Genomic DNA, 22,085 nt, shown 5'->3' with positions numbered 1-22,085 from the left:
AAAGCCCCCGGCGCGAGCCGGGGGCTTTTGCGTCTGCCGGCATTGAAATTGCGTACCGGGTCGTGGTTCTCGGGCATTCACGACCCTGTGCGCAATCTCAACCCGGGTTGGTGCTGTGGGGCGCAGGGAGGTCTTGTCATTCATGGCCCCAGCGTCATACTTGAACCGCACTTCAAATCAAGAGGTTCGGTGAATGCAACAACTCCTGGACATCGCTGACGTCGTGAAGTCGACGGGCGTGACGACGTCGACGCTGCGCTACTACGAACGCCTCGAACTCATCGCACCCGCGGGCCGAAATGGGCTGCGCAGGCTGTACGAACCGTCGATCGTGCAGCGGCTGCGCGTGATCGGAATGCTTCAGCGGGCGGGCATGACGCTTGACGAGGTCGGTCAGTTCCTCGATCAGCGGAGGCGCGCGAACCACGGCTGGCGCGACATGATTCACCGCAAGCAGGACGAGCTTCAACAGCAGTTGTCGGTGATACAGGCCGCAATTGACGGCTTGACGCATACGTTGTCGTGCCCGCACGCGGATCTGCTCGACTGTCCGCACGTCACGGCTGCCCTTGACGACGGCGGTATCTGGGCGAACACCGAGCGGCGCTGACGTCGTCTGCGCTTGTCACCCGGGGTTGCAGTAGACCCGCGTAGGCGTGATCAGAACCGCCGCCCGACGCTGTTCGCGCATGACCCGGTCATAGGTGTCCCAGTCGTCGTGTGTGCCGCCGGCGGCTTGAAAGATGTTGCGCAACAACACTCGCAGCGTTTCAGGATCGACGTCCGAGTCGTCGGGGCCGATGATCTCGGCGATCCCCTCGACCGTGACCCACTGCCAACCGGCGCGCGCGACGACGCTGGCGCGTGGGTCGGCACGCAGATGGCGCAGTTTCAGTGATCCGCCGATTGCCACGAGCGCGACGACGGGCTCAGCGCTCTGCGGGTGGGCCATCACCCCGGCATTGACGACCGACGACTGGATACTGCCGTCGCGGCGCAGCGTGCTCAGCACACACAACCCCTGATCGCGCGACAACACGTCGGCGAATGCGGAAACGTCGGCCATGGTGGGCTCCTCTTTTCGTGTGCGCAGCTTAAGGTCCCCAGTCGTCATCAAATTCGTCTGGGTCGAAATCGGGGTCCCCAACCGGATAGAGCCACCCATCGTCGTCGATCTCGTAGATTATCTTCTCCGGGAGACCGCCTGTGGCGCTGACGGCTTGGATGTTGCTTTCCGGCGCACCGCTGGACGATGACGTCTGTGCTGCCGAATAGCTCGCGGGCGTTGCCGCCGTGGCCGTCGAACCTGAGCCCTGGGCCGGGGTGCCCGGCGTTGTCGGCGGCGCGGTGGGCACCGGGCCACTCTGCCGTGACGGCTGTGTTGGATTCGGCTGCGCCGGCACCGGGCCTTTCGTCGGTGGGGGTGTGGGCGCCGGGGTGCTCGGCCGCGCCGGTTCGGCTGCTCGTGTTTGTGTCGGTGTGCCACCGGGTTTCGGTGGCGGTGTGGCGGCGGCCGGCCGTGGCGCCGCCTGAGGATTGGCGGGCCCGGTGACCACCGGTGGCACGGGTGGTACTGCGGCAGGGGTGGCGCCAGGCGTGGTCTGGTCGGCGTCCTTGCCCGGCTCGGCAGGTGAGCCTGCGTCCTTCTTTGTGTCGTCCGCGGAAGGCTTGCCCTCCTCGGCGCGACCCATCCGGGCGATCTCCTTCAGATCCAAGTCGCCCGTGGCCTGCTGCAGAGCGTTGGCTAGCGTGTTGTCCTGGGTGTCGAATTCGGCGATCAGTCGCTTGAGATCGATCGAATACTGCATCGCGAGCATCTGCATCTGCCGCGCGAAAACCGGGCTGCGCGAAGCCATTTCATCGGCTCGGCTACCCGGGGCGATCGAAACCGTGCCGTCGTCGGCAACCTCGAATCCGAACGGTTGGATCTTGCCGATGATCTCGGCGACGTCGGCGCGGGTGGCCGACATCTGGTCGCCACCGCGCTGCAGTGCCGCCTGCATGTCGTGCAGTGCGTCGACGATCTTGCGGTGGCTCGCGAATACCCGCTCAGCATTGGCGCTCGCCGCGTCGGAGGCGGCCGAGTCCCAGCCTTTGCGCATGTCTGCCAAGGCGTTTCGGCCCTGGTCCAGTTGATCGACGGCCGTCTGCGCCTGCTGCTGCACCAGTTGTGCCGCGTCGATCAGGCCGGCGGGGCGCGAGGCCAGGATGGTCGGAATCGTGACAGTCATTGGTGCCGAACCCGTTGACTACGACTCGGCGTCCATCGTCCGGAATTGTCGTGCCAGTGCCGCGCTCGCGTCGTCGTCGGTCTGGTCGTATCTGGAAGCCGCCGCGCGCAGGTCCTCGGAAAGCTTGGTCAATGAGGATCCGACCACGGCGGACGCTTCGTCTACCCGGCTGGCCGCAGCCGCCACCGCCGCACCGCACGCCAACCCGCTCATCGCCCGTGCGGCCACATCCGCGATCTGCTGACCTGCGCGAAACCCGGCGATCTCGTTGCCGATACCGCCCACCGTTTCGGCCGTCGATTGCATTGCGGACGTGGAAACGTGCACCGACTCTGCCATGGGGCAAAGCGTAGTGGTTTCGACTCCGCGTCTCAGTCCGCTACGTCGAATCCGGCATGCACTTTGGTCGGCTTGACCCGTACCACCAGCTCTCCCGGCACTCCGTTGCGTCTGCCGAATTCCTCGGCTCGCTCGGCACCCATGTAGCGGCCGCCGGTTCGGGTGGCGACGTCGAGCAGGTCGTCGGGTTCTTCGCTGATGGTGGCGACGCCCTGAACCTGTACGAACGAGAACGGTGGGTTGTCGTCGTGGATGCACAGCACCACCCGCGGATCTCGCGCCAACGCCTGGCCCTTCGCGGTTTCCTTGCCGGTGTTGAAGACCAGCTCACCGTCGTCGACGAGGAACCACACCGGCGCCGACAACGGCCGGCCGTCCTTCGCTACCCAGCTCAAGACGGCGGTGCGGGTGCCTTCAGACAGAAACTTGACTACTTGATCGGATAGATCGGCCACTTCGTCACGCTACGCTCGAACGGCACTGGACCGCATCGCTGATACGGGGGCGCAATGACCGGAGCCGAGCTGATCCCGCTGGAAGTCTTGTTGGGCCACCCGGAGCGCGCCGCACCGCAGATCTCGCCCGACGGCACCCGGCTGTCGTACCTCGCGCCGCTCGACGGCGTGCTCAACGTGTTCGTCGGCGACGCCGGGTCCGGCAACGAACAGTCGGTCACCCACGACAAGGACCGCGGGATCCAGGGTTATCTGTGGGCCCACGACAATCGTCACCTCATGTACGTTCGGGACAAAGACGGCAGTGAGAACTTCCGCCTCTACGACGTCGACCTGCAGACGGGTGCCGAACGCGACCTCACGCCGATGGACGGTGTGCAGTGCCGACTCATCGCCCATCACAAGCGATTTCCGAACGATGTGCTCGTCGGGATCAACAAGGACAACCCGCAGCTGCACGATGTGTACCACCTCGACCTGACGACCGGTGAGCTGCGCAAGGTCCTCGAAAATCCCGGGTTTCTCGGCTGGGTGGTCGACGACGACCTGAAGGTGCGCGGCGCGGTGACGCCTACTCCTGACGGCGGCATGGTGATCATGGTGCGCGAGGACGAGCATGCGGATTGGCGGCCGCTACTCGAGGTACCTCCGGAAGACGCCGAGTCGACGGGGCCCGTCGGCTTCACGAAAGACGGCACCGGGATGTATCTGCAGACATCGGTCGGGTCGAACACGTCGCGGCTCGTCAAGATGCACGTCGAGTCCGGTGCGACCGAAGTGATCGCCGAGGACGACACCTACGACATCGCCGGCGTGATCATGCATCCCGACACCAGGGAGATCCAGGGCGTGACGTTGTACGGAGAACGCCTTGAGTACCGCATATTCGACGACGCGATCCGTGGCGACATCGAGGCGCTGCAACGCCTGCACGCCGGCGAGTTGATCATCAGCGACCGCAGCGACGACGACACCACATGGCTCGTCGCGTTCGATCAGGACTCCGGGCCGGTGAAGTTCTACCACTGGGACCGGGCTACGCAGACAGCGACGTTCCTGTTCGATCATCGTCCGGAACTCAACGATTATCCGCTGGTGCCGATGGAGCCCTTTAGCTTCACCGCCCGCGACGGCCTGACCATCCACGGTTACCTGTCGTACCCGCCGGGCGAGCAGCGCACGAACCTGCCCGCGGTGCTCGATGTCCACGGCGGCCCGTGGGTGCGTGTCGGGTGGGGCCTCGACCCGGAGGCGCAGTGGCTGGCCAACCGCGGTTATCTGTGCGTGCAGGTGAACTTCCGCGGCTCGAGCGGTTACGGCAAGGAGTTCCTCAACGCGGGCAACCGCGAGTGGGGAGCCAAGATGCACGACGACCTGATCGACGCCGTCGACTACCTGGTCGAGCGGGGCATCGTCGACCGTGATCGCATCGCGATCTACGGCGGATCCTACGGCGGCTACGCGGCGCTGATCGGGGCGACGTTCACCCCGGACGTGTTCCGGTGCGCGGTCTCGATGGTCGGCCCATCCAACCTCAACACCCTCATGGACTCGTTCCCCGAGTACTGGAAGCCGATGATCGCGTTGTGGCACAAGCGAGTTGGCGACGACCCCGATTTCCTGTGGTCACGGTCGCCGCTGTCGCGAGTGCAGGACATCCGCATCCCGATGCTCATCGCCCAGGGCGAGAACGATCCCCGGGTCAAACGAGCCGAGTCCGAGCAGATCGTCGCGGCCATGGCTGAGCACGGCATCGACCACGAGTACGCGCTGTACGAGAACGAGGGCCACGGCTTCGCCAAGCCCGAGAACCGGCTCGACTTCTATCATCGAGCCGACCGGTTCCTCGCCAAGCACCTCGGCGGCCGCGCCGAAACCTAGGGCGTCACACGGCCCCCAGATCCGCCGACAGCCAATGCTCGGGCTTCAGGTACACCGTGACGCTCTCGCCGTGCTCGCGGCGCGCGAACTCCAGGTACCCCTCGACCTTCTCCGGGGCGAGGTAGCGCTTGGTCATCTCGACGAGTTGTTCGTCGGTGCTCGGCTCGATCCGGCTGACGGCACCGTCGACGGCGACATAGCGGACGGTCGGCTCGAGCCGCTCGACCATCAGCGAGAAATGGCCTGCGGCCTCGATGAGCCGGTGCTTGCGCGACCCGACACCCGTCAGCACCCACGGCTCACCGCCGGGTGAGTACTGGTACCAGATCGGGACCGTGAGCGGACCACGCTTGTCTCCGGCATACACCGACAGTGCGGCGATGTGCGGTTCGGCGAGAAACTGTTCGCGTTCTTCCTTGGAAAGGGCCATGAACTCAGGCTAGCCGCGTCCACCGACACGGCAGGCCGTCGTAGAGTGAGGATCCATGCGCTTTGGACTCTTCATTCCGCAGGGCTGGCGACTCGATCTCGTAGACATTCCCACACAGCAGCACTGGCCGGTCATGAAGGACCTGGCCACCTACGCCGACGGCGGCGCCTGGGATTCGCTGTGGGTGTACGACCACTTCCACACCGTGCCGGTGCCCACCGACGAGGCGACGCATGAGGCGTGGTCGTTGATGTCGGCGTACGCGGCGACGACGTCACGCATCAAACTCGGCCAGATGTGTACGGCGATGAGCTATCGCAACCCGGTGTACCTGGCGAAGGTCGCGGCCACCGCCGACATCATCTCGGGCGGCCGTATCCAGATGGGCATCGGTGGCGGGTGGTACGAGCACGAGTGGCGGGCCTATGGCTACGGCTTCCCGTCGGCCGGGGTGCGGCTGGGCCGGCTCGACGAGGGTGTGCAGATCATGCGTGACGCGTGGCGCGACGGGCGGGTGAGCTTCGACGGCAAGCACTATCAGGTCGACGACGCGATCGTCGCACCGAAGCCGTTGCAGGAAAACAGCATCCCGCTGTGGATCGCCGGGGGCGGAGAGAAGGTGACGCTGCGCATCGCGGCCAAGTATGCGCAGTACACCAACTTCACCTCCGCGCCCGACGGGTTCGCCCACAAATCGGAAGTGCTGGCCGGGCATTGCCGCGAGGTCGGCACCGACTACGACGCGATCGTGCGGTCGGCCAACTTCAACGCCGTCATCGGCGATTCGGAAGCCGATGTCAAAGACCGGATCGCCCGGCTGCGCGACCGCCAGGTGCCGGTGGCGGGGGAGGCCGCGGTCGACGCGATGCTGTCGACCATGAGTGCTCCCGAATCCGCCTCCGGCACACCGGAACAGGTCGTCGAGAAACTGCAGCGGATGCGTGATCTCGGCTGTGAGTACGCGATCCTGTACTTCCCGGAGGCCGCATACGACCGGTCGGGTATCGAACTGTTCGAGCAGAAGGTCATCCCTGCACTGGGCTGACCTGGTAGTGCGCGATGTGCCACCCGGCGTCATTGCGAGTGACCACCACACCCAGGTTTAGGTGGATCGGGTCCCGGTCGCGAAAGGAGAAGTCCGCGACCAGGTATCCGAGCACCACTCCGTCGGCGAGGTCGCGCGTCTCGCGGATGCGATAGTCGACCGTCATGCCCGCCGGCTGGGAGTCGTAGTACTCGAACACCCCCTGTTGTCCGACGCTGTAGGGCCGCAGGCCCTGAAAGATCGCATCGGCGGTGAACACGTCGGCCACCCGTTGCGGCTCGTGTGCGTCGATGCCGGTCTTCCACACGTCGAGCACCCCGCGCAGGATGTTCTCAGTGGCCTGCACTTTGACCTCCGTCGACGCGCAGGATCTCGCCCGTGACGAACCCGGCCTGCTCCAGGTACAGCACCGCCTGGACGGCGTCGTCGATTTCACCGAGCTCATTCATCGGGTTCAGCGATGCCATGAAGTCGTGACTGGACGGATCGTGCATCGGCGTGTTGATCGAGCCGAGAGCCACCGCGTTGACGCGAATGCCACGGCTCGCATATTCGACCGCGAGCGCCTTCGTGACCGCGTTCAGTCCACCTTTGGTCAGGGAGGCCAGCGCCGCGGGCACCTTCGAATTGGCCTGATCCACCAGGCTGGTGGAGACGTTGACGATATGGCCGGAGTCGCCCATCGCGGCGAGCGCTGCTCGGGATACCTCGAAGAACCCGCGCAGGTTCACGCCGGTGATCGCGTCGTAATCGGCGTCGGTGTACTCGGTGAACGGCTTCGCGATGAAGATGCCTGCGTTGTTGACGACCGTGTCGATGCGGCCGAAGCGTTCCAGCGCCGCGTCGACGACGCGCTGTCCGACGCCGGGCGAGGAGATGTCGCCCGCCACGGTCAGCACCATCGGATCATCGCTTTCACCGATGCTGCGCGAGTTCGCGACGACGGCATAGCCGAGCTTGCGGTATCCCGTCACCAGGCCCGCGCCGATGCCCTGCGATGCGCCGGTGATGATCGCGACTGGAGTGTTCATGTCTGGTCCCTTTCTGATCCGGTCCTATCCGGTTGCACCACTCAACACGGCATCGGGCGCGCTCATGTCCGGTCGAAGGGACCGGTTGCCTCTCTGCTGAGAGGCTGTGCCTATTACGCTGCAACGGTGGAGCTGCGGCAGCTGCGCTATTTCGTCACCGTGGCCGAGGAGCTGAACTTCGGCCGCGCTGCCGAGCGTCTGCGTATCGCAGGGCCGTCGCTGTCCCAGCAGATCAAGGCGCTGGAGCGCGACCTCAAGGTGACCCTGTTCGACCGGGACCGGAGGTCCGTCGCGCTCACCTCGGCCGGGGCGGCACTACTGCCCGATGCCCGCGCGTTGATCGCCCAGGCCGACGAACTACGCAGGCGCGCAAAAGGTATGGCGATCTCCGACCCGGTGCGCATCGGCTGTGTGAACTGGTGCCCGACCGATTGGGCCGAGCGGGCCGCGGGCGTCGCCGAACTGCGGGTGGACACGTGGGTGATGCCGTCGCACACGCAGGCCGCCCGTGTCGCCGACGGCAGTCTTGACCTGGCGATCTGCTGGGTGCAGAACGCCGACCTCGACGCGCTGTCGCTTGACGCGCGGCTGCTCGGCGTCGACCGGTTGTACGCGTTGGACGCCGGCACCGATGAGGCGCCGGTCGAAGCCGCCGACACCGTGGTGCTGGTGGACGCCGACGGTGCCAGTTGGTCGTCGTGGAACCGCTACGGCGAGCAGTTCGCGGCCGCGACGGGCGCGCGGGTGATGCGTACCGACGACGGCGGCGTCACCGGCCCGACGTTCTTCGAGCATGTGCGCCGGCTGCGTCGTCCGGTTCTCAACAACCCCAAGGGCCAGGATGTGTCGCTGCCGCGGGGTCTGGTGCGTCGGCCGGTGATTCACCCGTCACCGTTGTGGACGTGGTCGTTGGTGTGGCGGCGTGGCGAAGAGAACCCCGCTGTCCACGCTGTCATCGACGAATTCACCGGCGGCACCATTGATTTCGGGCTGGCGGACCCGACGGTCTGGCTGCCCGCCGACGATCCGCATAAGCCCGGCGATCAGGGCGGCGGCCAGCACCACGACAGCGCCCAGGACCAGCGCGGGCCGGAACCCGTGGTGCAGTAGCGGCGCCACCACCAGCGGGCCGACAATCTGGCCCACCGAGTACCCCGCGGTCAACAACGCGACAGCACGCGGATAACGCAGCAGGCGTCCGGCGGCCAGCGCGAGTGTGCTCACACCGACGAAGGTGCCGCCGAACAGCACGGCGCCGACCAGTGCGGCGGTGATTCCGCCGACCAAACCTGCGACGGCGATCCCGACCGCCTGCAGGCACAGTGCCGCCACCAGCAATCCCGGATGAGACCATCGGCTACTCAGGGTTGCCCACAATGCCGCGGACGGAACGGTGGCCACGCCGACCACAAGCCACGTGCCGCCGCCCAGCCAATCCGGTGTGCCTTGTGCGACTGCCGCGACCAGGAACGTCCCGGCGATGATGTAGCCGATCCCTTCGAGTGTGTAGCTGGCCAGCAGCATCGAGAAGGCGCCGTGCGGTGGGCGCTGTTCGGCGTCATCGACCGCCGTCGCCGTTTCGGGAGCGTGCTGCATCGACCAGGCGCCGATCGCCAGCACCGCGGACACCGCCGCCGACGCCCACCAGGCCGCCTTCCAGTCGTCGATGGCCAGCACGAGCACCGCTGAAAGCGCGATGCCTGCGCCGATACCGCCGAACCCCCAGCCGGCAAGACGCGCAGGATGGCCATGGAGGTGTTCCAGCATCGCGTTGACCGCGATCACGAACACCAGGGCGCTGGTCAGCCCGGCCACGGCGCGCAGCGCTGTCCACTCGATTGTATTGGTGAACAACGGCATTGCGGCGAGACTGGCGATGAGGACGATCAGGCACACCCGGCACGCGGTCATCGATCTGGCAAGCCGTGGCCAAACGGTACCCATCAGGGCACCCGCCAGATATCCGACGTAGTTCGCGGTGGCCAGGTTGGCCGCGGTGTGCGGCGAGATCCCGGCCTGTGCGGTCATCAGCGGCAGGATCGGCGTGTAGACGAATCGGCCGATGCCCATCGCGGCGGCCAGTACTGCCGCCGTCCGGGTCACGTGCGCATGGTGTTGCATCGATCCATCGTGCGGCGCGGCGCCGGTCGGTGACCACGATCGAAATCCTCACAGCTGCAAGGAACTGCCTTTCACACCACGGGATTGCGGACATCGATCCGAGTTGTTGTGGTGTTCGCACAACGCGAAAGGAGTAGTCCGATGACACAGAACATCACCGCACTGGTGACCGGAGCCAACCGTGGGTTGGGGCGCCGGCTCGCCGCCGAGCTCGTCGCACGCGGGGCAAAGGTGTATGCGGCGGCCAGGAGGCCCGAGACGGTCGATCTGCCGGGGGTGATTCCCGTTCAACTGGACATCACCGATCCGGAGTCGGTACGCCGTGCGGCCGAAATCACGCAAGACGTCACGGTATTGGTGAACAACGCCGGTGTATCGACGCGGGCGAACCTGTTGACCGGGCCAATCGAGGACATCCGGCTGGAGATGGAGACCCACTACTTCGGCACTCTCAACGTCACACGCGAGTTCGCGCCGATCATCGAACGTAACGGCGGCGGTGCGATTCTCAACGTCCTGTCGGTCCTGTCCTGGTACCACCCGCCGACCTCGGGGGCGTATGCCGCGGCCAAGTCGGCCGCGTGGGCGCTCACCGATGCGATGCGAATCGACCTCGCGCCACGCGGGATCCACGTCGCCGCATTGCACGTCGGCTACATGGACACCGACATGGTCAGCTACGTTCCCGCGGACCAGAAGATCGATCCCGCAGTGGTGGCCTCCCAGGCGATTGCCGGCCTACTCGATGGGCGGGCGGAGATCCTGGCCGACGATTGGGCGCGTAGCGCCAAGGCACAGTTGTCCACCGCGAACACCGGCGGTTGACCCGACTGCGCAGAATCTGCCGTCACGAAGTGGCACGATTCAAGTATGGAGAAGATCTCGCTCACCGCGCTTGCGCGTCAGCAGTTGGCCTCAGCCCGGACGGCCAACAGCGGACGTAGTGCCCACACCGTCTACGGCGGGCATGAACACGCACTGCGTCAGACGCTGATCGCCCTCACGCAGGGCAGTGGTCTGGACGAGCACGAGAGCCCCGGTGAGGCGACTCTGCAGGTGATCGAGGGCAGGGTCCGGCTGGCGAACTCGGAGGCCAGCTGGGAAGGGTCGCCGGGCGACCACATCGTGATCCCGCGTACCCGCCACACCCTGCACGCGTTGGCGGATTCGGTGGTGTTGCTGACCGTGGTGAAGACCATGGGGCCGCATACCTGAAATTGGGGGCTTGGCCTGACTCGGTACCAGCGGTACCGTATACCGCGAGTCCGTGCTCCGGGGGGTGCGCGGACTCCCGGGGAGGTGGCATATGTCCCAGCCGAGCGCACAGTCCGCGCAAGTCGCGTGCCCAGTCCACGCCGAGGCGAGCTTGCATCCGCCGCGGTGGGCGCCGACACCGGTGCGTTGGCAACACACCGAGGTCGGCTATCTGAAGTCGTGGTGGCTCGCCATGAAGGCCATCCGGGCGGGGTACCGGCACACAATCTACGAGTACGCCACCGAACTGCCCGGTCAGGACGACATCGTCGTCGCACGTACGCCGCTGGCCAAGTTCGTGGTGGTGCGCAACCCCGATATCGCGCGCCACGTCCTGGTGTCCAATCAGGACAACTACGCCAAGAACGCCGAGTACGACCTGCTGGCCGTCGCGTTCGGACGCGGCCTGGTCACCGATCTGAACGACGAACTGTGGCAACGCAACCGGCGCCTGGTTCAGCCCCTCTTCGCCAAACGTCAGGTGGACACGTTCGCGCCGCAGATGACCGCCGCCTGTGTCGCGGCCGCCGACCGCTGGGACCGGATCCTGGCCGCCGGGCGGCCGGTGGACATCGCCGCGGAGATGAACTACGTGACGATGGACATCATCGCCCGCACGATGTTCGGCATCGAACTCACCGGCAAGCTCGCCGAACAGATGCGTACCGACTTCGCCCGGCTGCTAACGCTTTTCGGCTACGGGTTCCTGCTCGGCGTGGCGCGGCCGTTGCGTTGGGGTGCCGACAAGATGTCCTCACCTCGGCTCGCGATCAATGCGCTGCGGCGGGGTGCGTGGATCATCGCACCGCGGGCCAGGTGGGGGCTTAGCCGGATAGAGCGGTTCATCGACCGGCTGATCGCCGACCACCGCAGCGGCAAGATCGAGCGCACCGACAATCTGCTGGCACTGTTGATAGCCGCTGAGGATCCCGAAACCGGTTACCGTTACACCGATTTGGAGATCCGCGACGAGGTGATGACATTCCTCGGGGCCGGCTTCGAGACGACCGCGGCGGCACTGGCCTGGACCTGGTACCTGCTGTCGCAGAATCCCGAGGCGCGCCAACGGCTGGGCAGTGAGCTCGACGACGTGCTCGGCGGACGCGAACCCACCGCCGACGACGTCGACAACCTGCCCTGGACACAAGCCGTGGTTGCCGAGGCCATGCGCGTGTACCCGCCGATCATGGGCGTGGCCCGGATGGCGAAAGGCGATGACATCCTCGGCGATTACCCGATCAAAGCCGGAACCAGCGTCGCCATCTTGATGCACAGCATGCACCACAACGCCCGCGTGTGGGGCAGCCCGCACGACTTCAATCCGGCGCGGTTTCTCAAGGAGAACCTCGACGGTGCGCAGCGTCGTGCGCAGATGCCGTTCGGGGCGGGCAAGCGCATGTGCGTCGCCTCTGGGTTCGCCAACTTCGAGGCCACGTTGATCGTCGCGAGCCTCGCGCAGCGCTTCGAGCTCGATCTCGTACCTGGTCAGCGGCTGCGCCGCGAGTTGACGTTCACCGGCGGCCCGGACGGCGAACTGCTGATGACCCTGCGGAGTCGCGGCTAGATCGCCGGGCCGAGTAGATCGTCGGCGTCTTTGATGATGTAGCCGTAGCCCTGCTCGGCCAGGAACCGCTGCCGGTGCGCGGCGTACTCCGCGTCGAGACTGTCGCGGGAGACCACCGAATAGAACACCGCACCGCCACCGCCTGCCTTGGGGCGCAGCAGCCGTCCCAGCCGTTGTGCCTCTTCCTGGCGCGAGCCGAAAGTGCCCGAAACCTGCACGGCCACTGAGGCTTCCGGAAGGTCGATGGAAAAGTTGGCGACCTTGGAAACCACCAGCGTGGAGATATCACCGCGGCGAAAGGCGTCGAACAACGCCTCGCGTTCGGCGTTCTTCGTCGACCCCTGGATCACCGGCGCGTCGAGCTCTTGCCCGAGTTCCTCGAGCTGGTCGAGGTAGGCGCCGATCACCAGGGTCTGCTCGCCGGGATGGCGCTCGAGGATCGAGCGCACCACCGCGATCTTGGTGTGGACGGTCGAGCACAGCTTGTAGCGCTCCTCGGGTTCCGCGGTGGCGTAGAGCATGCGCTCGTTGTCGGTCATCGTCACCCGCACCTCGATGCACTCGGCGGGCGCGATCCAGCCCTGGGCTTCGATGTCCTTCCACGGTGCGTCGTACCGCTTGGGGCCGATGCGGCTGAACACGTCGCCCTCACGGCCGTCCTCACGAATCAGCGTCGCGGTCAGCCCGAGGCGCCGGCGAGACTGCAGGTCAGCGGTCATCCGGAACACCGGCGCGGGCAGCAGGTGCACCTCGTCGTAGATGATCAGGCCCCAGTCGCGGCTGTCGAAGATTTCCAGGTTCTTGTATTCGCCCTTCGTGCGGCGGGTGATCACCTGGTACGTCGCGATGGTGACGGGCCGGATCTCCTTTTTCTCGCCCGAGTATTCGCCGATCTCGTCTTCGGTCAGAGAGGTACGGGCGACGAGCTCGCGCTTCCACTGCCGGCCCGCCACCGTGTTGGTGACGAGGATCAACGTGGTCGCGCCGGCCTTGGCCATCGCCGCCGCACCGACCAGCGTCTTGCCCGCGCCACATGGCAGCACCACGACGCCCGAGCCGCCCGCCCAGAACGATTCGGTGGCCATCTCCTGGTAGTCGCGCAAGGCCCAGCCGTCTTGTGCGAGCTCGATGGGGTGTGCCTCACCGTCGACGTAACCGGCGAGATCTTCTGCCGGCCAACCGATCTTGAGCAGCATCTGCTTGACCCGGCCGCGTTCGCTGTTGTGCACGACAACGGTGTCGTCGTCGATGCGCGCGCCCAGCATCGGCGCGATCTTCTTGTTGCGCAGCACCTCCTCGAGCACGGCGCGGTCGAGGCTGACCAGCGTCAGCCCGTGCGCCGGGTGCTTGACCAGCTGCAGGCGGCCATAACGCGCCATGGTGTCGACGATGTCGACCAGCAGCGGCTGCGGAACCGGGTACCGGGAGAACGACACCAGGGCATCGACGACCTGCTCGGCGTCGTGACCGGCCGCGCGTGCGTTCCACAACGCGAGCGGCGTGATGCGGTAGGTGTGCACGTGTTCGGGGGCACGCTCCAACTCGGCGAAGGGTGCGATCGCCGCTCGCGCCGCTCCTGCTTGTTCGTGGTCGACCTCGAGCAGGACCGTCTTGTCGGACTGCACGATCAACGGGCCGTCAGTCATGCGCGATCCGCCCTGCTTCCCGGCTGCAAACTCATCCTGTCCATTATTCCGAACCCGTCGAGCTGGACGTCTGGCGCACGGAGGTTCGGACGCGGAGGTGATTCCGACAGCTATCTATGACCAGCTGCGTTCATGGTAACGGTGACGACTATTGACGGCGGTTCCTAATAGATAGCTGTAGTTACTCAACACTGGTAGAGAAGTTTCGCTAGATGAGATATGGGCGATGCCAGATGCGCGTTGATGTTGCGAATTGTAGCTGTTAATTGCGCATTAAGGCGCGGATGTCTACAGTGCTTATCAAGCTTGCTGAAGATAGCTGCGAGTGAACTATAAAAAGTTGCTGATCGGGGGATCGCATGTCGGGGGATCGAAGCTGGATTGCGGGTGCAGGAAACTTCCTGCGCGACGGTCAGCAAAGTATGTGGTTGGGGTGGCCGGCGCGTTGGCTGGCCGCGTTGTGCGCGGTGGCGGTCACCGTCGGCGGGCTGCACCTGGCCGCGCCGTCGAGCGGGATCGGGCAGGCGGCGCGAACGGTGTCGGCGGCGCAGGGGTTCGCCGACGCCGCAGTCGCCGCGTTCACCGATTCGGCGGTCGGCTCCGATCCCACTCTGACCGTCGAGCAGCGCCGCGCCGGATTACCTGACGAGCCGGTGGCCGGCCTGACCGCACCCACCGCCGCCGGCCCGGTGCAGGTGGTGTTGCCCGGCGGGCTCGGCAACGCCCAGCACACCGCGGGCGGGCAGGTCGTCTACCCGAATGCCGGGGCCGGGTTCGACATGCTGGCCGAAAACACCGCCACCGGCACCCGCACCGTCGCCCGGATCAGCGATCCGGGCGGGCCGCGGATGGTCACCACCTTCGTACGCACCCCGGCCGACACCGTCATGCTCGCCCACACCAACGGCTACCTGACCATCAACAAAGCGACCCCGACCGCCGAGACCATCGGCATGTTCTCACCGGCCGAAACCCGCGACGCCACCGGCCGATTGGTGCCCAGCTCGTATGTGGTCAAACAACTCGCCCCGCAGCTATATGTGCTCGCCGAGGTCATCGACCCCCAACCGCACACCACCTGGCCGGTCTACGTCGACCCACCCCTGCACCTCACCGGGACCGGCGGGGTGCCGGTGGGCTTGTTTGATTCGTTCACCAGCACCGTCAGCTCGATGGCTGACACGGTCACATCGGCCGCCTCCACGGCGATGTCGGCCACCGTCTCCGGCGCCAAAGCCGTGGGCGGGTTCGTCAAGGAAAACCCACTCGAATCCGCGCTGCTCGTGGGTGGTGTCGCGTTGGCGGTCACCGGCGTCGGCGGACCTGCCGGTGCGGCCATGATCGCCTCGGCCACCGTCAACATCTCCAGCGCCGCCGTGGATATCGCCGCCGCCGCCATGCCCGACAACCAAGCCCTCGGCATCGCCTCCACGGTGCTGGGCGCCGCCTCGATGGTCACCCCGCAAGGCGCGGCCAAGAAGGTGGTCACCGAGAGCGCCGAACTCGCCGTCGAACAACTAGGCAAGCACGCCGACGACGTTATCGACGTCGCCAAAGCCACACCCACCCCGCCAGCGCAACTCGCCGATGACGTCGCGGACGCGGCGAAACCACCGGTGCCTGGTGTGAGCACTCCCAAAGCTCCCAACGCGCCCCCGGGCAAGGCTCCCGTACACGTTCCCCCGGGACACACTCTGGACTGCGGGTGCATCACCCAGCATCCGGCCGGGGTCTACGACGAAACCAAGATGGGCGGGCAAGGACCGTTCATCGACCACTACGAAGCGGCAATCCTCGACCAACCCAGTCCTTTTCCGATCGCCACTCAGTCAGCACGGAACGCTAATCGCAACGAAGCCATGAAAGGCTTCCCGCTGCGGTCGGGGTATGCGCGCGACGAGAAACCACTCGCTATGAGCGCCGACCGCGGCACTGGCCGCCCTAACGTGCGGTACCTCAATCCCAGGGCATCCTCGGTCGAGGGCAATACTTGGTCGACCGTGATCCGCAAGTACAAGCTGAAGCCTGGCGATCTAGTCGAAGTGGTGTTCCGGAACCGCGCCGGCCAAACCAGCTGCCGCAACTGCGCGCAACGCGACCTGCTCCAACGGCAACCACAGTTACGTCCGTCCAGCCCCGCCCAGCAACGCGCTATCGACGCCGAACGGGTCAGCACCGTCACCAATCGTCAACGCCTCACCGCCGTGCAGAAGGCCGGGGTGCAAGCCACCCGCGACAGCAACAACAATGGTAACGGCGATCACTCCGCGTCATCGAACAAGAACCGCGACCACAACAAGCAGAAACCCAAGAAAGACAAGAAGAGCAAGAAACACCACAAAAAGCCCAAATGACACTCAACCCAGCCGAGAGGACCAACCAGAATGGCGGGCAACGAACTACTCGCTCAAGCCACAATGATTCCGGACTACCAACAAGTCTCCTTCGTGGCATTGGGTTGGGACGAGGTTCCCGAACTTGGCGATGAGTATCCCGTGGAGTTCATTGCCGACGAATCCAGCGTCAACGTCTTCACCTTCGCCGATGACCAAGACCAACACGGTGATCGCACGGTCGACATCTATGTGTACCGCGGCACCGACACCACCGGCCTAGGTCGACTCATCTTCGACACGCCACTGAACTTCCCCGAACCCGAACTCACCTTCGGCAGCATCCTGGCAACCGCGGAATACCACCACCACGTTCCACTCAGGCGGACCGGCTCCATCCCTATCCGCGTGCTCACCCGAGAAGCCCAGCCCGGCAACGGAACCGACGTCATCAATGTCCTCATCGACGATAGCTAACCGCCACAGATCTTCTCCGTATCGCGAAGCTGTCTTGCTTCTAGTCAACCGAGGACGATCAGATCCACTCGCAGCTAGACGCCGATCGTGAGCCTTAAAGCCTCTAACGCCTTGCCTTCGACACACCCCCGTTGATTGATCTTTCCGCAGCCGGAATCCACTTTCGACAGTGGACTATCAGCCGAGGCTAACCCGCCAACGTCCGCCTCCCACGGCACAACTGGGGCCACTTTAAACCCTCCTACCGGGGCGCCAACTGGAGTTGACATAGCCATCGGATCCTCCGGTAAGGGCGGCGCCGACACATCCCAGAAGAAGGAAAGAAAAAGAAGCAGAGCAGCTTGAGCGGGCGCATGCCTGTCTCGTGAGTAGGCAAGCGTCCGGCGACCTTGATCTCGAGGAGGCGTGTCTACCGGATCGCTTCGCCGATTGACGTCGACGACGATCCTCAATCGTCAGCTGACACAACCGATGTCACGCGATGGATCGCGAATTCCCGTACCCGCCCGGCGGCCGGGTCGTAGGCGGTGAGTTGTCCGCCGCGGACGTTGATCGGAGCCACGACGCGTTGCGTGGCAACGCCTGCCGGGTCGACGTAGCCGATCACGACGGAGGACTGCGCGATCGCGGCTTCCTGCAATTGCGTGATGGCCATCGCGGGATCGAGGCGGACGCTGGCAAATGGTCCGGCCGCGACCTTGCGTAATACCGCGACGATCGCGCCGAGAGTCTGTGCGGTCGGAGGCGTCGGCGGCCGGTACACCCGACGTCGCGTCGGTGCGGTGACGCGTGCGCCGCGGGCCCTGATGTCGACGACGGTGCCGGTCGAATCTTCAGCTGCCGGTGCGAATCCCGCGTCACGAAGTACGGCGAGCACATCGGCGATCGGCGCCTGCGACACCGCGACCGTCGGGGCCAGGAGTCGCAATTCGAGGCGTTCGGAACCGGGGGAGGCGACGGCCTGCGCGAGCAGCGCGGGATCCTCACACCGCACGAACGACGCCGCCATGCCGACCCGCAACTGGCCGTGCCGCCGAGCGACATCGTCGATGAGATAGGTAAGACCTTGCGGCACCGGAGTTTTCGAGTGTTTCTCGAAGAAGCTGTGTAGCTCGCTGGCGGTCCGTCCGGAGTCGAGGGCGCGTCGCACCGACGGTTCGCTGATGCGATAGACCATGGCGGCGCCTGCTGATTCGACGGTGGCCACCTCTGCCAACTGCTCGGCCAGGTCGCGCTCCAGTGGTCCGGGCACGATCACCGTGAGATCGGCTTGCAGCAGGAAATGATCGAGCGGCTTGGGCAGCGCCTTCGACATCGCCGCCAGCACATCCTCGTCGGCGTCTCCCGCCAAGAGGCCGCGAGCGGGTGTGCTGATCGCGCCCCGGCCCGCCATCCCAAGGGCGTGGGCTTCGGTGAGGAGCGCGCTCACCGTGCCGGGCTGCAGCCGTGCGGCCCAGCGCGGCCGTCTCCAGATCATCGCCCGCGACGCCTCGGCGGCATCGACGCCGGAACCTGGCGGAAGGTCGGCCAGCACCCGCAGCAGCAGCCTGCGGTCCAGCGGCGCCGCGGTCGAGTAGAGCGAATCCGACAGCGCGGCAAACGGTTTGCCGTCAGGTCCTCTGGTGGCGATCAACGCGGGCCTGGCGGGCAGATCCAGCCAGGTCGAGGCCAGCAGATGCCAGCGCACGGCCGTCGTCGATTCGACGAACCGGTCGGTGGCCACCGTCGGAGCCCAGTACGGGCCGGTGCCCTCGCCGGGATCGGGGTCCGGCATGCCCGCCGCGATCAGCCCGGCGGCGGCCGCGAGTTCCAGCAGAAGGCCGAGGCGGCCTTCGTCAATCCCGGTCGATTTGGCCAGCCGCTTGACGTCACGCACCCCCAGCCCGCCGCTGCGCAGCTCGGGAACGGGTGTGGTGCCGAGACTTTCGAGCACCAACTCGATTTCGCGCAGTAGATCGATCACCGCGCCGGCTGCGACGGCGTCGACGTCGCCGACGGTCGTCGTGGTGGTCTTCAGTTCCGGCGCGGTCAACGTGGTCGGGCCGGGCACCTCACCGCGCAACGCCTGCCCCACGAGGCGGGGCAGTATCACGGTGTCGTTGTCGATCCGGCGCAGTAACCCGGCCGCCAACAGTCGCTGCACCGGACGATCGCTCGGAGCGTCGGGAGCCGCGTCGCGCGTGCGGCCCACCGGCGAACCCTCCAACAGGCGGGCCAGCAGGTCCCGTTGGGCGTCGTCGAGCCCGTCGAGCAGCCCGGCGATGTTCTCGGCGCTGCGGTCCGGTACTTCCAAGACGGCCTGCCCGCTGTACCAGGGCAGTCCGGATGCGACCTCGGGAGCTACCCGCACGGACGTCTCACCCCACACCAGGGCGCGTTCGCGCAGATCGTCGATCGCCGCGAGCACGTCGGTCTCATCGGCCCGCTCGCCAAGCAGTTCGGTCACCGCAGAAAGAGGGACCGCCGCGGTGTCGGCGTGTAAGACCAGCAGCGCGTCGAGCACCGCGAGCCGCAGGAAATCCAGTCCGTCGGTGGCGGCCTTGACCGACTGCCGCGACGTGGCCCTGGCGGCGAGCGCCGCGATGGTGCCGGGAGGCGGCTGGCTCAGGTCAGGCCGCAACTCCAGGAGACGGATGAGTCCCTCGTCGGGGAGGTCGGCCAGCCACGCGCCCAGCGGAATTCCGGGAGTCGGTGCGGCGCTCATATCCTGACCAGCGTAAAGCAGCCCGCCGGTATCGCGACCGGCGATGGGGCCTGCCACAATATGGGGCGTGGCTGACAAGAAGAAGAAACAGTACGTCGACAACGGCTGGCCGGTGCTCTCCGACGGCGATGACCACGCGGTGAGCGAGCTCGTCTCCGATCGCACCGGTTCACTGTCTCCGTTCGGTGACATCACCTTCCCGCTGCCAGCCGAAGAGCTGCCATTCGTCCAGTCGGTCACCGTCGTCAACAGGTAACGGTGGGACTGTCGCATCTCGACGAGTCCGGCGCGGCCCACATGGTCGACGTCACGGCCAAGGACGTCACCAAACGCACCGCGGTGGCGCAGGGCACGCTGCTGACCCGGGCCGACGTCGTGTCGCTCATCGCGTCCGGCGGCTTGCCCAAAGGCGATGCCCTGGCGACCGCGCGAGTGGCGGGCATCCTGGCGGCCAAGCGGACTCCCGACCTGATCCCGCTGTGCCATCAGCTGGCACTCACCGGTGTCGACGTGGATTTCGACGTCCGTGAATCCGCGGTCGCGATCACCGCCACCGTGCGCAGCACCGACCGCACCGGTGTCGAGATGGAAGCACTGACGGCCGTGAGCGTGGCCGCGCTGACGCTCTACGACATGATCAAGGCCGTCGACCCCGCCGCACGCATCGACGACATCCGCGTCGTGCGCAAAGAAGGCGGTAAAACGGGTTTGTGGGAAAGACCAACGCAGTGACACGTTCTGCCCGGGTTGTGATCGCATCCACCCGGGCGGCCGCCGGTGTGTACGACGACCGGACCGGACCTCTCATCGTCGGCTGGTTGGCCAACCGCGGCTACGACGTCACCGAGCAGATGGTGGTGCCCGACGGCAGCGCGGTGGGCGAGGCCCTGCGCTCAGCGTTGGCCGAACACGTCGACCTCATCATCACCTCGGGCGGCACCGGCATTTCGCCGACTGATGCGACGCCTCAGGCGACCATGGCCGTCCTGGACTACGAAGTTCCCGGGCTCGCCGACGCCATCCGGCGCGCCGGCGTACACAAGGTGCCGACCTCGGTGCTCTCCCGTGGCGTCTGCGGCGTTTCTGGGCGCACATTGATCGTGAACCTGCCGGGGTCGCCCGGCGGCGTCAAAGACGGGCTGGGCGTGCTCGATCACGTGCTCGAGCACGCGTTGGATCAGCTCGGGGGAAAGGACCACAACCGGTGAGCGCAGCCGTAATCCGGGTAGAAGTGACCGACGCGCCGATCTCGCTGACCGAGTACGAAGAACTCGTCGCGCACGAGGCGGCCGGAGCCGTCGTCGGCTTCTCGGGTGTGGTTCGCGACCACGATGGCGGCCGGTCGGTGACCAGACTCGAGTACTCGGCACATCCCACGGCTCAGCAGGCCCTCGAAGAGGTCGCGGCCGAGGTGGCCGCCCAGGCCGAGGGCGTGCGGGCGATCGCCGTGAGCCATCGCATCGGGCCCCTGAATATAGGAGACGCCGCCCTCGTGGCCGCTGTGGCAGCGGACCATCGCAGGGCGGCGTTCGAAACCTGTGCCCGCCTCGTCGACACCGTCAAAGAGCGACTACCGGTGTGGAAGCACCAGCATTTCGCCGACGGCACCGACGAATGGGTCGGCTCCGCCTGACCTGACTCAGGCCGGCGGCGGAACCGGCGCGGGCGCGGCCGGGGCCGGAGCGCCCACCGGTGCTGGAGCCGGGGCAGGAGCGGCCGGATCTGCCGGCGGCGGCGTGCCGACCGGGAGGTTCGCGGCCTGCCCGCCGGGAGGCGCCGAGGTCAGCGGACGCTGGGTCAGCGCCAGCAAGGCGTCCTTGCCGCTGATGTCCTGGGTCTGGATCGCGTGCCAGATCTCGCGCAGGTACGTCATGTTCGGGCCCTGGCCGGGAATCTGTGCCGGGCTGTCTGTCGTGCCGGGCGGCAGGTTCTCCGGGCTGGCCAGGTGCGGGACGCCCTCCGGCGGCAACGGGGTTCCGTTGGTCACGACCTGGTTGGCCACATCGAAGGCCGGCTGCGGAATGTCCACACCGTTGAGCGGGGCCAACGGATCCGGTGCGGGTGCGGCGACCGGGGCAGGCGCAGGTGCTGGGGCAGGAGCGGGCGGGGCCGGGGGAGCCGGCAGCGCGGGCTCGAGCGGCAACGGGGTGCCGGCGTGCAGTGCCCACGTCTGCGGCTGGTCGACCGGAGCGGGGGCCTGATCCCAGTTCTCCGGAGCCGGTGGGGCCGGAGCCGCGACGACATCGACGGGCGGGGCCGGGGGTGCCGGCGGAGCCGGAGGCGGCGGCACGTCAACGGGCAGCGGTGCGTCGAGCGGGGCTGGTGCGACCTGCAGTGCGGCGTCGACGATCTGGGCCTCGGGAGCAGGCGGCGGCGGAGGCGGCACGTCGACCGGAGCGGGCGCGACGGGTGCCGGTGCGGGCGGCAGCGCCTCAGGTGCGGGTGCCGGTGCCGGGGGCAGCGCCTCGGGCGCGGGAGCGGGCGGCAGAGGCTCGGGGAGCGGCGCCGGCGGAGGTGCCTGCGGCATCGGGGCCGGGGCGGCCAGCATGTCGACCGGGGCCGGCGCCGCTCCCC

22 protein-coding genes and 2 pseudogenes are annotated in these 22,085 nt (G+C 66.6%); 13 read left to right on the top strand and 11 right to left on the bottom strand.

Going from position 1 to position 22,085, the window contains the following annotated elements:
* Nucleotides 1-193 precede the first annotated feature (193 nt).
* On the top strand, nucleotides 194-610 hold the full coding sequence (locus AWC31_RS00130; RefSeq protein WP_085141740.1) for a MerR family transcriptional regulator: 417 nt from the start codon (nucleotides 194-196) through the stop codon (nucleotides 608-610).
* Nucleotides 611-625: 15 nt separating this feature from the next.
* Here AWC31_RS00130 and AWC31_RS00125 read toward each other — a convergent pair whose 3' ends face one another.
* Genes AWC31_RS00125 through AWC31_RS00110 form a run of 4 tightly spaced genes read right to left on the bottom strand, consistent with a single transcriptional unit; the run spans nucleotide 626 to nucleotide 3,025 of the window.
* Nucleotides 626-1,066 (bottom strand): TIGR03618 family F420-dependent PPOX class oxidoreductase, encoded by a 441-nt coding sequence (locus AWC31_RS00125; protein ID WP_085141739.1) that lies wholly within the window; start codon nucleotides 1,064-1,066, stop codon nucleotides 626-628.
* A gap of 28 nt (nucleotides 1,067-1,094) precedes the next feature.
* Complete coding sequence (locus AWC31_RS00120) at nucleotides 1,095-2,231, bottom strand: WXG100 family type VII secretion target (protein WP_085141737.1); 1,137 nt, start codon at nucleotides 2,229-2,231, stop codon at nucleotides 1,095-1,097.
* Between the two features lie 18 nt (nucleotides 2,232-2,249).
* Nucleotides 2,250-2,570, bottom strand: coding sequence for a type VII secretion target (locus AWC31_RS00115; RefSeq protein ID WP_085141735.1), 321 nt, complete (start codon nucleotides 2,568-2,570; stop codon nucleotides 2,250-2,252).
* A 32-nt stretch (nucleotides 2,571-2,602) separates the two neighbouring features.
* The gene (locus AWC31_RS00110) at nucleotides 2,603-3,025 is read right to left on the bottom strand and encodes a PPOX class F420-dependent oxidoreductase (protein WP_085141733.1); all 423 of its coding nucleotides are present in this window, start codon (nucleotides 3,023-3,025) and stop codon (nucleotides 2,603-2,605) included.
* A gap of 54 nt (nucleotides 3,026-3,079) precedes the next feature.
* Here AWC31_RS00110 and AWC31_RS00105 point away from each other — a divergent pair, with 54 nt between their 5' ends.
* The gene (locus AWC31_RS00105) at nucleotides 3,080-4,906 is read left to right on the top strand and encodes a S9 family peptidase (RefSeq protein ID WP_085141731.1); all 1,827 of its coding nucleotides are present in this window, start codon (nucleotides 3,080-3,082) and stop codon (nucleotides 4,904-4,906) included.
* Nucleotides 4,907-4,910: 4 nt separating this feature from the next.
* Here AWC31_RS00105 and AWC31_RS00100 read toward each other — a convergent pair whose 3' ends face one another.
* Nucleotides 4,911-5,336 carry a pyridoxamine 5'-phosphate oxidase family protein gene (locus AWC31_RS00100; protein WP_085141729.1) on the bottom strand — a complete coding sequence of 142 codons (426 nt, stop codon included), beginning with the start codon at nucleotides 5,334-5,336 and terminating at the stop codon, nucleotides 4,911-4,913.
* Nucleotides 5,337-5,391: 55 nt separating this feature from the next.
* On the opposite strand from AWC31_RS00100, the gene AWC31_RS00095 reads away from it, so the two are divergent.
* Nucleotides 5,392-6,381, top strand: a complete 990-nt coding sequence (locus AWC31_RS00095) for an LLM class F420-dependent oxidoreductase (RefSeq protein ID WP_085141727.1) — start codon at nucleotides 5,392-5,394, stop codon at nucleotides 6,379-6,381.
* Here the strand turns inward: AWC31_RS00095 and AWC31_RS00090 are convergent.
* Both AWC31_RS00090 and AWC31_RS00085 read right to left on the bottom strand, forming a co-directional pair.
* Nucleotides 6,362-6,727, bottom strand: a complete 366-nt coding sequence (locus tag AWC31_RS00090) for an SgcJ/EcaC family oxidoreductase (RefSeq protein WP_085141724.1) — start codon at nucleotides 6,725-6,727, stop codon at nucleotides 6,362-6,364. The genes AWC31_RS00095 and AWC31_RS00090 overlap by 20 nt on opposite strands.
* A complete protein-coding gene (locus AWC31_RS00085; RefSeq protein WP_085141722.1) occupies nucleotides 6,714-7,412 on the bottom strand; it encodes an SDR family NAD(P)-dependent oxidoreductase in 699 nt (232 codons plus the stop codon). Before AWC31_RS00085 ends, AWC31_RS00090 begins: the two co-directional genes overlap by 14 nt.
* Before the next feature lie 126 nt (nucleotides 7,413-7,538).
* On the opposite strand from AWC31_RS00085, the gene AWC31_RS37705 reads away from it, so the two are divergent.
* Nucleotides 7,539-8,522, top strand: coding sequence for a LysR family transcriptional regulator (locus AWC31_RS37705; protein ID WP_234816661.1), 984 nt, complete (start codon nucleotides 7,539-7,541; stop codon nucleotides 8,520-8,522).
* On the opposite strand, the pseudogene AWC31_RS00070 reads toward AWC31_RS37705, so the two are convergent.
* Nucleotides 8,514-9,533, bottom strand: a pseudogene (locus AWC31_RS00070) (YbfB/YjiJ family MFS transporter); the annotation flags it as partial. The gene AWC31_RS37705 and the pseudogene AWC31_RS00070 overlap by 9 nt on opposite strands.
* Nucleotides 9,534-9,674: 141 nt before the next feature.
* Here AWC31_RS00070 and AWC31_RS00065 point away from each other — a divergent pair.
* The 3 genes from AWC31_RS00065 (at nucleotide 9,675) to AWC31_RS00055 (ending at nucleotide 12,351) form a co-directional block, all read left to right on the top strand.
* Nucleotides 9,675-10,358 (top strand): SDR family oxidoreductase, encoded by a 684-nt coding sequence (locus AWC31_RS00065; RefSeq protein ID WP_085141717.1) that lies wholly within the window; start codon nucleotides 9,675-9,677, stop codon nucleotides 10,356-10,358.
* A gap of 45 nt (nucleotides 10,359-10,403) precedes the next feature.
* A complete protein-coding gene (locus AWC31_RS00060; RefSeq protein ID WP_067846300.1) occupies nucleotides 10,404-10,748 on the top strand; it encodes a cupin domain-containing protein in 345 nt (114 codons plus the stop codon).
* A 91-nt stretch (nucleotides 10,749-10,839) separates the two neighbouring features.
* Nucleotides 10,840-12,351, top strand: coding sequence for a cytochrome P450 (locus AWC31_RS00055; protein ID WP_085141715.1), 1,512 nt, complete (start codon nucleotides 10,840-10,842; stop codon nucleotides 12,349-12,351).
* On the opposite strand, the gene AWC31_RS00050 is transcribed toward AWC31_RS00055, so the two are convergent.
* The gene (locus AWC31_RS00050; protein ID WP_085141713.1) at nucleotides 12,348-13,997 is read right to left on the bottom strand and encodes a DNA repair helicase XPB; all 1,650 of its coding nucleotides are present in this window, start codon (nucleotides 13,995-13,997) and stop codon (nucleotides 12,348-12,350) included. The two genes, AWC31_RS00055 and AWC31_RS00050, sit on opposite strands and share 4 nt — an antisense overlap.
* Before the next feature lie 428 nt (nucleotides 13,998-14,425).
* Between AWC31_RS00050 and AWC31_RS37700 the strand changes: the two genes are divergently transcribed.
* Nucleotides 14,426-16,351, top strand: coding sequence for a hypothetical protein (locus AWC31_RS37700; RefSeq protein WP_234816660.1), 1,926 nt, complete (start codon nucleotides 14,426-14,428; stop codon nucleotides 16,349-16,351).
* A gap of 30 nt (nucleotides 16,352-16,381) precedes the next feature.
* Nucleotides 16,382-16,807, top strand: a complete 426-nt coding sequence (locus tag AWC31_RS00035) for a hypothetical protein (RefSeq protein ID WP_085141709.1) — start codon at nucleotides 16,382-16,384, stop codon at nucleotides 16,805-16,807.
* A 448-nt stretch (nucleotides 16,808-17,255) separates the two neighbouring features.
* Here the strand turns inward: AWC31_RS00035 and AWC31_RS00030 are convergent, their stop codons facing one another.
* Nucleotides 17,256-19,511 (bottom strand): helicase-associated domain-containing protein, encoded by a 2,256-nt coding sequence (locus AWC31_RS00030; protein ID WP_085141707.1) that lies wholly within the window; start codon nucleotides 19,509-19,511, stop codon nucleotides 17,256-17,258.
* A gap of 58 nt (nucleotides 19,512-19,569) precedes the next feature.
* Between AWC31_RS00030 and AWC31_RS00025 the strand changes: the two genes are divergently transcribed.
* From AWC31_RS00025 to AWC31_RS00010, 4 genes are read left to right on the top strand one after another with little or no spacing between them, the layout of a single operon-like run.
* Nucleotides 19,570-19,767, top strand: a complete 198-nt coding sequence (locus AWC31_RS00025) for a hypothetical protein (protein ID WP_084356529.1) — start codon at nucleotides 19,570-19,572, stop codon at nucleotides 19,765-19,767.
* Nucleotides 19,768-19,769: 2 nt separating this feature from the next.
* Complete coding sequence (moaC, locus tag AWC31_RS00020) at nucleotides 19,770-20,243, top strand: cyclic pyranopterin monophosphate synthase MoaC (protein ID WP_085141705.1); 474 nt, start codon at nucleotides 19,770-19,772, stop codon at nucleotides 20,241-20,243.
* Nucleotides 20,240-20,719, top strand: a complete 480-nt coding sequence (locus AWC31_RS00015; RefSeq protein ID WP_067846275.1) for a MogA/MoaB family molybdenum cofactor biosynthesis protein — start codon at nucleotides 20,240-20,242, stop codon at nucleotides 20,717-20,719. Before moaC ends, AWC31_RS00015 begins: the two co-directional genes overlap by 4 nt.
* The gene (locus AWC31_RS00010) at nucleotides 20,716-21,144 is read left to right on the top strand and encodes a molybdenum cofactor biosynthesis protein MoaE (RefSeq protein WP_085141703.1); all 429 of its coding nucleotides are present in this window, start codon (nucleotides 20,716-20,718) and stop codon (nucleotides 21,142-21,144) included. The genes AWC31_RS00015 and AWC31_RS00010 overlap by 4 nt, the downstream gene beginning before the upstream one ends.
* Nucleotides 21,145-21,150: 6 nt before the next feature.
* Here AWC31_RS00010 and AWC31_RS00005 read toward each other — a convergent pair.
* Nucleotides 21,151-22,085 (bottom strand): annotated as a pseudogene (locus tag AWC31_RS00005) (transglycosylase family protein); the annotation flags it as partial.

Origin of the sequence: Mycolicibacterium wolinskyi, from assembly GCF_002101965.1 — a bacterium.
GTDB classification, from domain to species: Bacteria; Actinomycetota; Actinomycetes; order Mycobacteriales; family Mycobacteriaceae; genus Mycobacterium; species Mycobacterium wolinskyi.
The sequence above is the reverse complement of the archived record's forward strand: the minus strand, read 5'-3'. Positions and strand labels throughout refer to the sequence as shown.

Coding starts and splice junctions, on each gene's coding strand:
- AWC31_RS00115 (WP_085141735.1), bottom strand. CDS start 2,570: ATGGCAGAGTCGGTGCACGTTTCCACGTCCGCAATGCAATCGACGGCC.
- AWC31_RS00085 (WP_085141722.1), bottom strand. CDS start 7,412: ATGAACACTCCAGTCGCGATCATCACCGGCGCATCGCAGGGCATCGGC.
- AWC31_RS00120 (WP_085141737.1), bottom strand. CDS start 2,231: ATGACTGTCACGATTCCGACCATCCTGGCCTCGCGCCCCGCCGGCCTG.
- AWC31_RS00035 (WP_085141709.1), top strand. CDS start 16,382: ATGGCGGGCAACGAACTACTCGCTCAAGCCACAATGATTCCGGACTAC.
- AWC31_RS00130 (WP_085141740.1), top strand. CDS start 194: ATGCAACAACTCCTGGACATCGCTGACGTCGTGAAGTCGACGGGCGTG.
- AWC31_RS00030 (WP_085141707.1), bottom strand. CDS start 19,511: ATGAGCGCCGCACCGACTCCCGGAATTCCGCTGGGCGCGTGGCTGGCC.
- AWC31_RS00060 (WP_067846300.1), top strand. CDS start 10,404: ATGGAGAAGATCTCGCTCACCGCGCTTGCGCGTCAGCAGTTGGCCTCA.
- AWC31_RS00095 (WP_085141727.1), top strand. CDS start 5,392: ATGCGCTTTGGACTCTTCATTCCGCAGGGCTGGCGACTCGATCTCGTA.
- AWC31_RS00100 (WP_085141729.1), bottom strand. CDS start 5,336: ATGGCCCTTTCCAAGGAAGAACGCGAACAGTTTCTCGCCGAACCGCAC.
- AWC31_RS00050 (WP_085141713.1), bottom strand. CDS start 13,997: ATGACTGACGGCCCGTTGATCGTGCAGTCCGACAAGACGGTCCTGCTC.
- AWC31_RS00065 (WP_085141717.1), top strand. CDS start 9,675: ATGACACAGAACATCACCGCACTGGTGACCGGAGCCAACCGTGGGTTG.
- AWC31_RS00125 (WP_085141739.1), bottom strand. CDS start 1,066: ATGGCCGACGTTTCCGCATTCGCCGACGTGTTGTCGCGCGATCAGGGG.
- AWC31_RS00105 (WP_085141731.1), top strand. CDS start 3,080: ATGACCGGAGCCGAGCTGATCCCGCTGGAAGTCTTGTTGGGCCACCCG.
- AWC31_RS00055 (WP_085141715.1), top strand. CDS start 10,840: ATGTCCCAGCCGAGCGCACAGTCCGCGCAAGTCGCGTGCCCAGTCCAC.